Below are 13,666 nucleotides of genomic sequence, written 5' to 3' on the forward strand. Positions count from 1 at the left end.
GGGATTGTTTTGATGACTCGCCAGCCTATCGACCTCACCAGTGAACTCCTGCGCGGCATGCGCCTTTCCGGCGTCCATTACCGTCGTATCGAACTTGGCGCTCCGTTCGGCGTCACCTTCAACGCGGTAGCGGGCAGAGCCCAGTTCCACTTTGTCAGCCGTGGTCCGGTGCAGTTGCAGATGGCCAGCGGCGAGCAGTTCACGCTGGAGAGCGGCGACGCGCTGTTTATTCCCAACGGTGGGAGCCACACCTTTATGTCCGATACGCAGGCGCCGGTGATTGACGTGATGCAGCTTGCCAGCGAGCCGGTATGTAATACCGTCTGCTGCGTCAAGGACGAAAGCGCCTGCCAAACGGCGGACAAGACCGTTATCTTCAGTGGATGTATGGATTTTGAACTGGGGGGTATGCAGCCGCTGGTCAACGCGATGCCGGAAGTCATGCTGGTGAGTCGGCTGTTAAAAACCTGGCCTGAAATTCACCCGCTGCTGCTAGCAATGGAACGGGAGTCACTCACCCGTCAGGCAGGCTATGCCGGGATTCTGGCACGCCTGGCCGATGTGGTGGCGGCACTGATCGTCCGCGGTTGGGTCGAGTGTGGTTGCGGCAACGCGACGGGCTGGGTGCAGGTGCTGCGCGATCCCCGACTGGCCAGGGCTATCTACGCCATGCATCAGCAGCCGGGCGTGAACTGGAAGGTTGAAGCCCTTGCCCGCGAGGCCGGGACCTCCAGATCCGTTTTCGCCGAACGCTTCCTCGCCGCCACCGGCACCACCCCCGCGCGATATCTGACGGATCTGCGAATGCGGCTGGCGGTGCAGTATATTTCCCAGGAAGGTCAGGCGCTGGAGAAAGTGGCCTTCAGGCTGGGTTACAGCTCGCTCGCGGCCTTCAGCCGGGCCTTTAAACGCATTACCGGTAAAGCACCGGGCGCGCTGCGCGGCGAAGCGGCGCAGTAAACCCGCCTGGCGCCGGTGGGCGCCCCGCTATTATTTCTTATTCTGCCAGTTGGCCCACGGATTATCGGCCGGGGGCGCGGTGTGCTCAGGCGCTGGCTCATCCAGCGAATCAATATAGAGTTCCTCAACCTCTTTGCGCGCCCATGGCGTGCGGCGCAAAAACTTCAGGCTCGATTTGATGCTCGGGTCGCTCTTAAAACAGTTGATGTTGATCCGTTTTGCCAGCTCGGCCCAGCCATATTTTGCCACCAGGGCATTCAGCAGGGCCTCAAGGGTGACGCCGTGAAGAGGATCTTTCGAAGGCTGCATTACGATGTGTGTTCCTGATACCAGAGAAATGCCGCACACCATACTGGCTACGCCCGCCCGGCGCAAGGCGCACAAGATCTCTGCCCACCTATAGCCTAAATAATTCAGGCCACCAATGCTCAGAAGCTGACAGCGGTAAGTGACTGGGGGACGCGAGCGCAGCCAGAGCATATGCAGCCTGAAGTATGGCGGGCATATATCCATTTTTCGCAAAAGCACAGAACCCCACCCGGTAATAAATTAGAAAAGAACGTTATTGGTTGATTATTTCCCGTTGCGGCAAGCTGTGCTCAACCCCCTGACTGAGGAAATCATCATGCGTTGTTGTTGTCCCCACCCGCTGAATCTGAACAAACGATATTCCCTGAACGCTGTTTTCGGAGCACACAATGAACGCCACCACATTGCCCCTTCTCGATCTGGCGCGCTACGCCGATCCTGCTGAGAAACCGGCTTTTTTAGCTGACCTGCGTCATGCCGCACGCGAGATCGGCTTCTTTTATTTGACCAATCATGGCGTCGATGCCGCGTTGCAGCATGCGGTCCAGCAGCAATCCCGCCGTTTTTTTGCACTGTCTGACGAGCAAAAGCAGTCAGTGGCGATGATTCACTCCCCTCACTTTCGTGGTTATAACCGCGCCGCGTCGGAACTGACACGTAGTCAGCCGGACTGGCGCGAACAGTTCGATATTGGCGCCGAACGCCCGGCGCTGCAGCTGACACATGACGCACCACGCTGGCAACGTCTACAGGGGCCCAACCTGTGGCCACAGGCCCTGCCGGAACTCAAACCCACGCTGCTGAGCTGGCAACGCGCCATGACGCAGGTTGGTACAACCTTGCTACGCGCCTTTGCCGAAGCGCTGGCGCTGCCTGACAACGCCTTTGATGCCTTGTACGGTGATAAGCCCAACGAACACATTAAGCTGATCCGCTATCCAGGCCAGCATGAGACGCAAAGCCAGCAGGGAGTCGGGGCGCATAAAGATTCCGGGTTCCTCAGTTTTCTGCTTCAGGATGAGCAAAAAGGGCTACAGGTGGAAGTGGCCCCGGGTCTCTGGATCGATGCCACGCCACTGGCGGGCAGTTTTGTCGTCAACATTGGTGAACTACTGGAGCTGGCCACAAATGGCTATCTGCGCGCCACCGTTCATCGCGTGGTGTCCCCTCCGGCGCATCAGCAACGACTCTCTATTGCCTTTTTTCTCGGTGCGCAACTGGATGCCACCGTCCCCGTCTATACCCTGGCACCGGAGCTGGCGCAGGAAGCGCGCGGTCCGGACAGCGATCCGCACAATCCGCTACTGCGTGAAGTGGGCTGGAATTATCTCAAGGGGCGCCTGCGCTCGCACCCGGATGTCGCTGAACGTTACTACCAGGATGTCGTGCGCGAACACACTGAGCAATTCATCGTTTAAAACTAAAAACAGAAGGAAAACACCATGAAAAACGCCGCTTTTAAACTGGCAGGGATTGCTCTGTCTCTGTCTCTGGCATGGACATCCGCGCAGGCCGCCGCCCTCCGTATTGCCGCAGACCCGGTTCCGCATGCGGAAATACTCAATTACATCAAGAAAATCGATCCGAGTCTGGACCTGAAGGTCATCGAACTGACCAGCGGGGTGAATGCAAATGAACTGCTGGCGAACGGTGACGTGGATGCGAACTATTTTCAGCACGTGCCCTATTTGAAAGATCAGGAAAAAGCGCTGGGTAAAACCTTTGCCGTTGCCGCTACGGTGCATATCGAACCGCTGGGCATCTATTCGCGTAAGCACAAAGACTTCACCTCATTGCCGGAAAACGCCACCGTCGCGGTCCCGAACAACACCACCAACCTGAGCCGGGCTCTGTTCTTATTGCAAAGCCAGGGCTTGATCAAACTGGCGGCCACATTCACCGATCCGGCCACCACGCTGGCGACGCCAAAAGATATTGTGGAAAACCCAAAACATCTGAAGATTATCGAAATTGAATCCCCACAGATCCCGCGGTCGTTGGACGATGTCGATCTGGCGGTGATCAACGGTAACTATGCGCTGGAGGCCGGGCTCTCGCCTGCCAAAGACGCCCTGGGTCTGGAAAGCGCCAACCATAACCCGTACGCCAATATTCTGGTCACCAATCCGTCGCTGGCTAACGACCCGCGAATTAAACAGCTGGCAAAAGACCTGACATCTCCGCAAGTAGCTGACTTTATTCGCAAACAGTATAACGGTTCAGTGATCCCTGTAGCCCCACAATCATGATTGAGGTCATCGGGCTGAGTAAAACTTATGCCGGAACAGGCCGACCGGCACTGAACGAGGTTTCCCTGCATATTCCAAAGGGTGCCGTTTACGGCATTCTCGGGCGTAGCGGCGCAGGGAAAAGTACGCTGATCCGCTGTCTGAATCTGCTGGAGCGGCCCAACAGGGGCCGCATTATTGTGAACGGGCATGATATTACGCAGATGGATAAAGTCGCCCTGCGCGCTTATCGCTTGCGTACTGGCATGATCTTTCAGCATTTTAATCTGCTGCATTCCCGCAGCGTCGCCGACAATATTGCGGTGCCGCTGGAAATAGCCGGTGTGGATAAAGCCGCACGTCAGGAACGGGTGGCTGAGCTACTGGAACTGGTGGGCCTGAGCGATAAAGCGCAGGCCTTCCCTTCTCAGCTATCCGGAGGACAAAAGCAACGCGTTGGTATTGCCAGAGCGTTGGCGGCAAGGCCGGATGTCCTACTGTGCGACGAGGCAACCAGCGCGTTGGATCCTGAAACAACCGCTTCGGTACTGGCGCTGCTCGCGGATATTAACCGCCGTCTGCACCTGACCATTGTGCTGATCACCCACGAACTGGAAGTGGTCAAAACCTTGTGCGACCATGCCGCGCTACTGGAAAATGGCGAGATTGTCGAAAGCGGGAGTATAGCCGAACTGCTGGCGGCTCCATGGTCGAAGCTGCGTCAGTCCTTGCTTCACGACCCGCAAACGGAGCGTGATTTTCTTGCACGTCACGGTTTTCACCGGAGGCCATTATGCACAGTCGCATGAGCTGGGACGATCTCTGGCCTCTGCTGCTTGGGGGAACGCTGGAGACCGCGTATATGGTCAGTCTGGCCGCGCTGTTTACGGTGCTGCTCGGTCTTCCAACCGGGGTGGTACTGTTTGTTTCGCGCAAAAATGGGCTGTTGCCAATGCCGAAAGTCAATGCGCTGCTGGGGGCGATAATCAATTTTGGCCGTTCACTGCCGTTTATCGTGCTGCTTATTGCACTGATCCCGTTTACCCGTCTGATTATCGGCACCACGCTCGGCAGTACCGCAGCCGTGGTACCGGTGACTATCGGCGCATTCCCCTTTTTCGCCCGGCTGACGGAAAATGCACTGGATGAGGTGGATGACGGGCGCATCGAGGCGATCTTGTCGATGGGCGGCAATGTCTGGCATGTGATCGTTAAATCATTGCTACCTGAAGCTCTGCCGACCTTGCTGGCCGGTATTACGTTGACCATCGTGATGTTGATTGGCTTCTCCTCTATGGCGGGTGTCATTGGCGGTGGTGGACTGGGAGACCTGGCAATTCGTTATGGTTATCAGCGCTTTAATAATGAAGTGATGGTGGGCACGGTATTGATTCTGGTAGCGATGGTACAAGGCGTGCAAATGGCAGGTGACCGTCTTGTGCGCCGACTGGCCCACCGCCGCTGAATCTCACACGCGTTCGCAATAGTGACATATTCGCCTGAATCGTCACTATTGCGCTATCGTAAAACCACATTCGAGAATGAGCGCGCGCATCAGTTCCGCTGCCGGTAGCGCACGGATCATCCCGACGTTCTCCCCGGCCCAGTGGGCGCCAAACCCCTGCTCGCCCGTCGCTTTTGCCGCACTAGCCAGCGCTTTGCCCGCATCGTAGGCCACGGGATACGCGGGGACGGCTGACGCGGCGAACTGGCGTCCTAGCTCGCAAAATGCGTTATCAATGCAGCGCGCAGGACGGCCGGAAATCGCGCTGGTCAGCACCGTTGGCGGCGTGGGCTGGCGCGTCAGCGCCTGACGATATCCGGCATCCGACGAAGATTCCGGACAAAGCAGGAACGCGGTGCCCAGTTGAGCGCCTTGCGCCCCCAGTTGCATCATGTGACGAATACCTGCGCCATCCATGATCCCGCCGGCGGCTACCACTGGTAGCGATACAGCGCGGCTAATCGCCTGAACCAAGGCTTCCGTCCGCAGCTGCCGATCGTCGCTCTGTGGGTCGAAGATCCCGCGGTGACCGCCCGCCTCATAGCCCTGAGCAATCACGATATCAATCCCCTGAGTGGCGATCAGCTGCGCCTCCGCGACGCTGGTGGCGCTGGCCATGGTCACCACGCCTTTCTCCTGCAGGCGGCGAACCAGGGTCTTGTCCGCCACGCCGAAGTGAAAACTGACCACCGCAGGTGCAAGATCGAGCAGCAGTTCGGCCATCGGCTGATGCCCGAGAAAGCTATCATAGATTTCTGCCAGCATTTGCGGCGGCTCGCTGCCAAAACGGGTGAAATACGGCTGGAGCGCCGCGATCCACCGGGCTTCCCGCTGTGAATCTCGCTGCGCCGGCGCATGACAAAACAGATTGACGTTAAAGGGCTGCGTGGTCTGCTGGCGGGTGGCGTTGATCAGCGCTTCCGCCTGCGCCACCGTAGAGGCGCCTAATCCCAGCGACCCCAGGCCGCCAGCGTTACTCACCGCGGCGGCCAGCGCCGGGGTTGAGACGCCGGCCATCGGCGCCTGGATAATGGGATAGGCAATATCAATGAGCTGGGTGAGGCGATTCATGATGGGAACCTGTCTGAAGATGTGATAGCGGATACTTAACTTCTCTTTTTGAGATGTTAATATCAATATCATTTCCATTTTAAGAATCAAAACTATGAACCACACCACGTTGCAGATATTTAAAATGGTGGCCCAGGAGCAAAGTATTACCCTGGCGGCGAAAAAGTTAGGCCGTGCGCAATCGAACATCACCACCCGGATCCAGCAGCTGGAAGAGGAACTCGGGGTCGAGCTGTTCGTGCGGGGGAATAAAAAAATGGTGCTCTCCGCTGCCGGCAACTGCTTCCTCGATTACGCCCAGCGGATCCTGAGCCTGGCGGATGAGGCGAAACAGGCGCTGCATCCGGCGACACCGGCAGGAAGCCTACGCCTGGGTTCGATGGAAGCGGCAGCGATCAGCCGGCTGATGCCACGACTCCCGGCATTCCGGACAGCGTGCCCGCAGGTTGAACTGACGCTACAGGTGATGCCGACCCAGCCGTTAATCGAGCAGGTGTTAAACGCCACCCTCGACTGCGCGCTGGTCAGTTTACCGCTGTCGGCCGACGATGAGCCCGCCAGTCCGGCGGAGATCGAATTTGCGGAACTCTATGTCGAACAGTTGATGCTGGTCACCCCAGAAAAGGCCGGCCGCATCCGGTTGGCGGTCTTCCCGCGCGGCTGTAGTTACCGGGCGATCGCCGAGGCGCATTTTGTCGCCGGTGAGCACGTCGATATTCAGGATGTCGGCTCGTATCAGGCGATGATCGCCTGTGTGGCCTCCGGCGGTTATGCCGGGATCCTGCCGCTAAGCGTTATTGAACTCATGGCGTTGCCGCAGGGCAGCCAACTGCAAGCGATTAAACTGGCACGCACCCAACTGATCTGGCGTCGAGGCTACGGCTCTCCTGCGCTAACTGAATTACGGCACATTATGGCCCTTGCCACCGATGGTTGATGCAAGTTAATCGCGACGAGGCGTTTGCGGCAGCACCACCAACCCCGCTGCCAAAAACAGCGCTGCGGACGCCGCGATCAACGACAGACTGAAGGAACCACTCAGCCGATGGAGCGTACCGGCCACCAGCGGCCCGACGATTTGCCCGACCCCGTACAGCGCCGTCATGGCAGCGATCATATTGAAGCTGACCAGGTGGTTCAGACGTCTGGCCTGCGGCAGCGCGATGGTCACCGTCCCCATAAAGGTAAAGCCAACCAGCAGCGCGCTCAGCAAGCACAGTCCTAACGAGGGGTGCCAGGCCGGCAGAATGACGCCCGTTGCCTGAACCAGCAGATTGCCTGTCAATGCCCGACGATAGCCGAATTTAACTACCAGTTTGTGCCAGATAAAGCACGATGGTACCGCCGCAAGGCCAAACAGCGCCCAAATTTGTACCGGGTCCACCCCGCCCAACGAGCCTGACAAAAACAATGGCAGATAGGTCGCGGTAATGATGTAACCAAACCCTGCAAGACCGTACACCAGCAGTAATGTCCAGGCTCCGGCGGTTTGCCCTTGCCCCGCTGTTAAGACGGTTTCCGCCTGCGCTGATGATGTGTGCGGCATTTCGGGTGCAGGCGTCAGCAACAGACGTACGACCAGCAGCAACAGGATTGTTGCGCTGACCGCGCAAACAAGCCATATCTGCGGGCTGGAGAGCGCCCACGCTTTACCGAGCGCGATAATCTCGGCGGATAAGAATATCCCCATCCCGACGCCGGAATAGAGCACCGGCGCTCCGTGGTACTGTTTCATATGCTGGAGCAGCCACAGTGAGGCAGCAATCAGCGTCACCGCGCTCAGGATCCCGGCGATACCACGGACCACGATGATCGCCAGCGGCGTGGTGACCCAGGCCAGCAGCGCCAGGCACACCAGAGTGAGTCCGACCGAGACCAGGCTCAGCCACGTGCTGTCAGCCGGTCGGGCTTTTGAGAGCAGCAGCGCCCCCAGCAGGTAGCCCGCGTAGTTGACCGATGCCGCGAAGTTTCCCTGGCTAAGCGAGAGGGTCTGCTCACTCAGCATGACCGGAAGAATACCGGTATAGGCAAAACGCCCGAATCCCATCCCGATAATCAGCACTGCTGAAGCGGCCAGCGCCAGCAGAAAAGCCTGAGGTTCCGCCCGAGGTTTACGCACATTCATACTCTGTCTCTGTGATGTGAAAACCCAACTGTAGCGGAGCCCCACAAAAACACTTCGTTGCCGGGCGAAATATGACGGAAAGGTAACCCGATCAGCGGCTGCTTAACGCCAGACGGGCGGCAAAGAGCATAAACACCCCGCCGGTGACGCGATCCATCCAGCGAACAACGGGCGGTTTTTTTAATACGCCGGAGGCGTAGCGCGTCGCCAGAATTAGGGTTAATGACCACAACGTGCCTATCAGCACATGGATCGCGACCAGCAAGAAGGTCCAGATCACCGGCGAATGGCCGGTGGGGATAAACTGCGGCAGAAAGGAGACGTAGAAGACCCCCATCTTGGGGTTCAGCACATTGCCAAGCATCCCTTTGACAAACCAGTTGTTGGTTGTCGTCGGTGTACCGGGCCGGGTATCAAAGCTTTGCCGCGGACGAAGCAAAAGCTGTATCCCCAACCAACACAGGTAGGCCGCACCGCACCACTTCAGCAGGTTATAAGCCATTTCCGAGGCGGCGAGTAGCGCCCCCAGTCCAAACGCGACGATGGCGCCCCAGATAAAGCAGCCGGTATCAATACCCAGTGCGGCCTGAAACGCTTTCTTACCGCCTTCAACGCTGGAGGTACGAAGAATCAGCGCTGTATCAAGGCCTGGGGTGAGGGTCAACAGCAAGGCGGCTAAGGAATAAGCCAGAAGGGCATCGGCGACGGACATGTACTCTTTCTCCGAAAACAATGATTCTATGGAAAACGGCCTGCGCCAGCAATAGCGAAATGTCAGCAGCCGCCCGTTGCCATCGTCACGACGGACGGCATGCTATTAGTGCGTCAGGCGGTTCCACTCCTCGCGGGTAATTTCCCACAATTCCGCATCCAGTTCGCCGGCGATAAACTGCTTTTTCTCTACGCGGATCAGCCGCATCCCACTCTTTATCGACATTTTGCAGGAGCCTTTATTATCACTGGCTTTTGGCGCGCGCAGAACCTCACGATGCAGGGTGTTAAACCAGAAATCGGTGACACAACGGCAAGCTTCGGTCATCAATCCCTGGCGCTGCCAGGCGGGGTCGAGCCAGAATCCGCGATGATTATCCGGCTGATCGGACAACGTAATCAGGCCAATAATCTGCTCAGGTGCCTCCTTGCGACGTATCGTCCAGAACCAACCGCTACCCTTTTCCGCCTGTGGTAAGGCAATCGTGTTTACAAAGCGCGAGGCCCCATCGTCGGGGAACGGCCAGGGAAAACTGGCCGCCAGATAGCGCACAATTTCCCATTGCGGAAAGACCGCCTGGATCTGGACGGCATCATCTTTGACCAGCGGAACCAGCAGTAGCCTGTCGGTGGTAAAGCGCGGAGCATTCACGATACCTCCTCGCGCAGCCATGGCGTGATGGTCAGGCCGGTCAGCAGCCCTTCCGGGCTGAGCAGCCGCGTGACCGTCTGTCCCCATGGCTCTACCCGATTGGCTATCAGCAGTTGATAACCCTTAGCGAGCAGTTGATCAGTGGCGAGCGCAATATCGCGCACTTCGAACTCAATCCACGCCTGGGGCACCGTGACTTCGGCGGGCCACTGTTTCTGACCAAAGCAGGACATCGCCGCCTGGGCCAGCGGCCAGAGAGCAAAATGTTTCACCCCGGGCAGCGCATCCTGTTCAGTTAACAGGTAGTCTGAGTTGCCGGGCATCGGCTTCAAGGGAAGCCCCAGCGCGTCACAATAAAACGATTGGCTGTCAGCGCTGTTCTGCGTAATCGGGCCAAAGCCCGCCACAAACAGCACATCACTTTGCGCTAAATCTTCAGTCATATTCCCTCCTCGATAAGGAGCAAGCCGATAAGGCAGAAAGAAAATATATACAGTGAAAACCCGGACTTGCACAGATTCGTCTTGTCGTAATGCGAATTTTGGTGGGTTCGGCTAAAAACGCATCCTTTACTCGTCCCGGCGGGTGGGTCTGCGCTATGCTGAACGCCCCTTTGTTTCAATGTCATGGCGTTATGACCTCTTCAGTCAGCAATACTCAGCTTAATCTGCGCATCATTTCGATCGTCGTATTCACCTGCATCTGCTATTTGTCGATCGGGCTTCCGCTCGCCGTGCTGCCCGGCTATATCCATTATCAACTGGGCTACAGCACGCTTATCGCCGGGGTAGTCATCAGCCTGCAGTACATTTCAACCCTGTTCAGTCGTCCGCACGCCGGACGATATACGGATATATGGGGCCCCAAAAAAGTGGTCAGTTTCGGGATCGTCTGCTGCCTGCTGAGCGGGCTGTTTACGCTGATTGCCGTAGGCTTGCAGTCGACGCCGCTGCTGGCAATTGGCGCATTGCTGATTGGCCGCGTTTTTCTCGGCGTCGGCGAAAGCTTTACCGCCACCGGGGCCACGTTGTGGGGAATTAAAACCGTCGGGGCGGTACATACCGCACGGGTGATCTCGTGGAACGGCGTGGCGACCTATGTCGCAATGGCGGTGGGTGCGCCGCTGGGCGTATTGCTGAACAGCTATTTTGGCATCAGCGGCTTTGCGGTCGTGGTTGTGGTGGTGGCGTTTGTTGGCCTGCTCTTTGCCCGTACGCGCCAGGATGTCAGCGTGACGGCGGGCGTGCGCGCGCCATTCCATGTGGTGGTCCGTAAAATCTGGCCCTACGGTCTGGGCCTGGCGCTGGGCACGGTTGGATTTGGGGTTATCGCGACCTTTATTACGCTCTACTTTTCCGCCCATCAGTGGCAAGGCGCGGCCTTTACGTTGTCACTGTTTAGCGTCGGGTTCATCTGCATTCGGTTGGTCGCCGGCAATATGATCACCCGTTATGGCGGCGTGCGCGTCTCGCTGGTCTGTTTTGCCGTGGAGTGTGCGGGGCTGGTGATCATCTGGCTGGCCCCTTCTGCATGGATTGCCGGTTTTGGCGCCCTGCTGACCGGTTCCGGCTTCTCGTTGGTGTTCCCGGCGCTGGGGGTTGAAGCGGTACGCCAGGTTGAGGAGCAAAATCAGGGCACCGCGCTGGGCACCTATTCGGCCTTTCTCGATTTAGCGCTGGGGCTGACCGGGCCGGTGGCCGGCTGGGTAGCCGGGTATTACGCACTGGATACCATTTATCTTCTGGCCGCGGTGGTCGTGATGCTGGCATTTATTCTGATTTTTCGCGTATACCGGCAACAACGTGCCAGTTTGTACCCGGCATAAAGTACGCGCGTCGGTCATCAACGAAGCGTGATACCGGCAAAAAAATAATCACTCATTGACGGGGATTCTGCATCCGTGCCAACATCCCCGTCACATCTGGTAACAGGTGTACTGGCGTAACGGGTGAAATAACAGAGATCGCAGGACAACGATCCAGGCCCGCTACGTGGCCCAATCCGAATCACTGGCCTGTACAGTGAGTCCCTGAGTCTGGCAGGAAATACGCAAATGCATCAAAGTTTTAATCAGCGTGTTCATTTCTATTACTGCATTCTGGTCGCGCTGAAAATACATGGAAAATCAAAAAAATCAGGTGGCGTCAGGGGAAAGAATAACTTTCTGCTGAAGTGGTTACGTAAAGCTCAGGACAACAACATTTTCCACCCGGATATCACCAGCGAAATTGAGTGGTTGCGCGGAAAAATCATTCAGGCTGGTTATGACACCGATCTGGAACCGATGCTGGATTTTGTCTATGCCACAGCAAAACGAGCCGAAACCCTCAAAGACAGCGAATAGTCTCTCCTCAAAGCCGGGTTCTCCGGCTTCTCTTGCCGTCAAATACGTCTAGCGATGCGAATAACGTGACGCCGTCACTTTTAATCACCCGCATCGGTAACAATAATCAGCAACACTAAATGCGTTTTACCTTTGGTCATTGCCCTCTATGCTGATGAACGACATTAATTGTATCCGGAGACATGCATGGCAGACTGGAATCCCTCGTTATATCTGAAGTTTGGTGCCGAACGTACTCGCCCTGCGGCAGAATTAGTGTCCCGCATTGCCGACCAGCCGGTGACTTTTGCTGTTGATTTGGGCTGTGGGCCGGGAAACAGTACCGCCTTGCTACATCATGCCTGGCCAGAAGCTGCCATTGTCGGCGTAGATAATTCACCGGCGATGCTGGAAGAAGCGGCGCAGGCCCTGCCGTCCTGCCGCTTTGTCACCGCCGACATTCGCGATTATCAGCCTGAACGTCCGGCCGATCTTATCTATGCGAACGCGTCGCTGCAGTGGTTGACGGACCATGAAACGCTGTTCCCCCAGTTGGTCAGTCAGCTTGCACAGCATGGTCTGCTGGCGGTACAGATGCCGGACAACTGGCAGGAACCGTCCCATACGCTGATGCGACAGACGGCACAGGCGTTGGGGTTTGCAGAGAGCGGACGCCATCCGCTGCCGTCGGCTCAGGCCTACTACGATATTCTGACCCGCAGCGGCTGCGAGGTTGATATCTGGCGCACCACCTATTATCACCCTCTGGCATCTCACCAGGCGATAATCGACTGGCTGCAATCGACCGGGTTACGCCCATATCTGCAACCGCTTGATAACGAACAACGCGAAGCGTTTCTTCAGCACTATCTGGGGTTACTGCAGCAACACTACCCGTTACAGTGTAACGGAAAGGTGCTGCTGCTATTCCCGCGCCTGTTTATCGTGGCGCGCAAAAACGGCGTCTGACAAAAGATCGCAACAACGGCGCCGGGATGGCGCCGGATGGCAGGTTTACCAGGAAAGATGGTGCACCAGTGAGAGATCCCACGCGGTGGCCAGCAGTGACAGAAACATAATCAGGTTAATGGTGGTCTCAATACGTTTTTCCATTTTTCCTTCTCCTGAGTCGTTTTCAGCGGCCAGACAGGCTGAGTAAAACCACACCTGTTGTATATAAACGTTACAGCGTCACGCGATAACGTACGTAATCATCCGCGGGAGTAAACTCGTCATACAACCGGCGGGCGGGATTATCGCTACGGGTATGCCAGTACAAGCGCGACCAGCCCTGAGCTTTGCCCTCGGCATGCAGTGCCTGCAGGAGCTGTCTGGCGATGCCCCGGCCACGCATCTGCGGTTCAACAAATAGGTCTTCCAGGTAGCAAATGGGGGTTTTCACCCATGTACCTTCGTGCAAAACGCAGATCGCAAAACCGACCACGCGGCCGTCCACCACCGCAACACGCCCCACCACTGGTGAGTGCTCATCGAGCAGACGTTGCCAGGTCAACTCGGTCACATCCTCAGGCTGCGGACTGCCGTAAAAGCCGGTGTAACCTTCCCACAGCAGCAACCACTGTGATTTATCATGTTGATGAATATCACGAATCTCTACGGGCATGGGCTATCCTCTTTAGCGTTTCATCCATCAGGCAATATCTGCACGAACGTGTGCGATGTAAGCCCACCCGGAATGTACGATAAGCCATTATTTTCCGGTCAGAAAATTAGTTCAAGCACCGAGGGCACGATTTGCCTCTATTCGGTTTTATCTGGACGT

At 57.0% G+C, this 13,666-nt stretch carries 16 protein-coding genes; 9 read left to right on the forward strand and 7 right to left on the reverse strand.

Features of this window, described 5'->3' with window-relative positions:
* Window positions 1–12: 12 nt before the first annotated feature.
* The gene (locus ACMYSO_RS02340) at window positions 13–960 is read left to right on the forward strand and encodes an AraC family transcriptional regulator (protein ID WP_434669081.1); all 948 of its coding nucleotides are present in this window, start codon (window positions 13–15) and stop codon (window positions 958–960) included.
* Window positions 961–990: 30 nt separating this feature from the next.
* On the opposite strand, the gene ACMYSO_RS02345 is transcribed toward ACMYSO_RS02340, so the two are convergent.
* The gene (locus ACMYSO_RS02345) at window positions 991–1,269 is read right to left on the reverse strand and encodes a VF530 family DNA-binding protein (protein WP_434669082.1); all 279 of its coding nucleotides are present in this window, start codon (window positions 1,267–1,269) and stop codon (window positions 991–993) included.
* A gap of 389 nt (window positions 1,270–1,658) precedes the next feature.
* Here ACMYSO_RS02345 and ACMYSO_RS02350 point away from each other — a divergent pair, with 389 nt between their 5' ends.
* The 4 genes from ACMYSO_RS02350 to ACMYSO_RS02365 are packed head-to-tail and all read left to right on the forward strand — an operon-like array spanning window position 1,659 to window position 4,962.
* Window positions 1,659–2,687, forward strand: a complete 1,029-nt coding sequence (locus ACMYSO_RS02350) for an isopenicillin N synthase family dioxygenase (protein ID WP_434669083.1) — start codon at window positions 1,659–1,661, stop codon at window positions 2,685–2,687.
* Window positions 2,688–2,711: 24 nt separating this feature from the next.
* Window positions 2,712–3,518 (forward strand): MetQ/NlpA family ABC transporter substrate-binding protein, encoded by an 807-nt coding sequence (locus ACMYSO_RS02355; RefSeq protein ID WP_434669084.1) that lies wholly within the window; start codon window positions 2,712–2,714, stop codon window positions 3,516–3,518.
* A complete protein-coding gene (locus tag ACMYSO_RS02360; protein WP_434669085.1) occupies window positions 3,515–4,306 on the forward strand; it encodes a methionine ABC transporter ATP-binding protein in 792 nt (263 codons plus the stop codon). The genes ACMYSO_RS02355 and ACMYSO_RS02360 overlap by 4 nt, the downstream gene beginning before the upstream one ends.
* Window positions 4,303–4,962: a methionine ABC transporter permease gene (locus ACMYSO_RS02365; RefSeq protein ID WP_434670716.1), complete on the forward strand. Its 660-nt coding sequence runs from the start codon at window positions 4,303–4,305 to the stop codon at window positions 4,960–4,962. The genes ACMYSO_RS02360 and ACMYSO_RS02365 overlap by 4 nt, the downstream gene beginning before the upstream one ends.
* A 45-nt stretch (window positions 4,963–5,007) precedes the next feature.
* On the opposite strand, the gene ACMYSO_RS02370 is transcribed toward ACMYSO_RS02365, so the two are convergent.
* Window positions 5,008–6,075 (reverse strand): NAD(P)H-dependent flavin oxidoreductase, encoded by a 1,068-nt coding sequence (locus ACMYSO_RS02370; protein WP_434670717.1) that lies wholly within the window; start codon window positions 6,073–6,075, stop codon window positions 5,008–5,010.
* 91 nt (window positions 6,076–6,166) lie between these two features.
* Between ACMYSO_RS02370 and ACMYSO_RS02375 the strand changes: the two genes are divergently transcribed.
* Window positions 6,167–7,009 carry a LysR family transcriptional regulator gene (locus ACMYSO_RS02375; protein ID WP_434669086.1) on the forward strand — a complete coding sequence of 281 codons (843 nt, stop codon included), beginning with the start codon at window positions 6,167–6,169 and terminating at the stop codon, window positions 7,007–7,009.
* A 6-nt stretch (window positions 7,010–7,015) separates the two neighbouring features.
* Here the strand turns inward: ACMYSO_RS02375 and ACMYSO_RS02380 are convergent, their stop codons facing one another.
* The 4 genes from ACMYSO_RS02380 to ACMYSO_RS02395 all read right to left on the reverse strand — a co-directional run bounded on the left by ACMYSO_RS02380 (window position 7,016) and on the right by ACMYSO_RS02395 (window position 10,003).
* Window positions 7,016–8,197, reverse strand: a complete 1,182-nt coding sequence (locus tag ACMYSO_RS02380) for a YbfB/YjiJ family MFS transporter (RefSeq protein ID WP_434669087.1) — start codon at window positions 8,195–8,197, stop codon at window positions 7,016–7,018.
* 91 nt (window positions 8,198–8,288) lie between these two features.
* Window positions 8,289–8,909, reverse strand: coding sequence for a LysE family translocator (locus ACMYSO_RS02385; protein ID WP_434584637.1), 621 nt, complete (start codon window positions 8,907–8,909; stop codon window positions 8,289–8,291).
* A gap of 105 nt (window positions 8,910–9,014) precedes the next feature.
* A complete protein-coding gene (locus tag ACMYSO_RS02390) occupies window positions 9,015–9,560 on the reverse strand; it encodes a GNAT family N-acetyltransferase (RefSeq protein ID WP_434669088.1) in 546 nt (181 codons plus the stop codon).
* The gene (locus ACMYSO_RS02395; RefSeq protein WP_434669089.1) at window positions 9,557–10,003 is read right to left on the reverse strand and encodes a glyoxalase; all 447 of its coding nucleotides are present in this window, start codon (window positions 10,001–10,003) and stop codon (window positions 9,557–9,559) included. The genes ACMYSO_RS02390 and ACMYSO_RS02395 overlap by 4 nt, the downstream gene beginning before the upstream one ends.
* 191 nt (window positions 10,004–10,194) lie before the next feature.
* Here ACMYSO_RS02395 and ACMYSO_RS02400 point away from each other — a divergent pair, with 191 nt between their 5' ends.
* From ACMYSO_RS02400 to tam, 3 genes are all read left to right on the forward strand, one after another.
* Window positions 10,195–11,385: an MFS transporter gene (locus ACMYSO_RS02400; RefSeq protein WP_434669090.1), complete on the forward strand. Its 1,191-nt coding sequence runs from the start codon at window positions 10,195–10,197 to the stop codon at window positions 11,383–11,385.
* 228 nt (window positions 11,386–11,613) lie between these two features.
* On the forward strand, window positions 11,614–11,904 hold the full coding sequence (locus ACMYSO_RS02405) for a hypothetical protein (protein WP_123754392.1): 291 nt from the start codon (window positions 11,614–11,616) through the stop codon (window positions 11,902–11,904).
* Between the two features lie 186 nt (window positions 11,905–12,090).
* A complete protein-coding gene (tam, locus tag ACMYSO_RS02410; RefSeq protein WP_434669091.1) occupies window positions 12,091–12,852 on the forward strand; it encodes a trans-aconitate 2-methyltransferase in 762 nt (253 codons plus the stop codon).
* A gap of 214 nt (window positions 12,853–13,066) precedes the next feature.
* On the opposite strand, the gene ACMYSO_RS02415 is transcribed toward tam, so the two are convergent.
* Window positions 13,067–13,507 carry a GNAT family N-acetyltransferase gene (locus ACMYSO_RS02415; protein WP_434669092.1) on the reverse strand — a complete coding sequence of 147 codons (441 nt, stop codon included), beginning with the start codon at window positions 13,505–13,507 and terminating at the stop codon, window positions 13,067–13,069.
* Window positions 13,508–13,666 lie beyond the last annotated feature (159 nt).

The organism is Klebsiella sp. B345 (genome assembly GCF_051131735.1).
Classification (GTDB): domain Bacteria; phylum Pseudomonadota; class Gammaproteobacteria; order Enterobacterales; family Enterobacteriaceae; genus Klebsiella.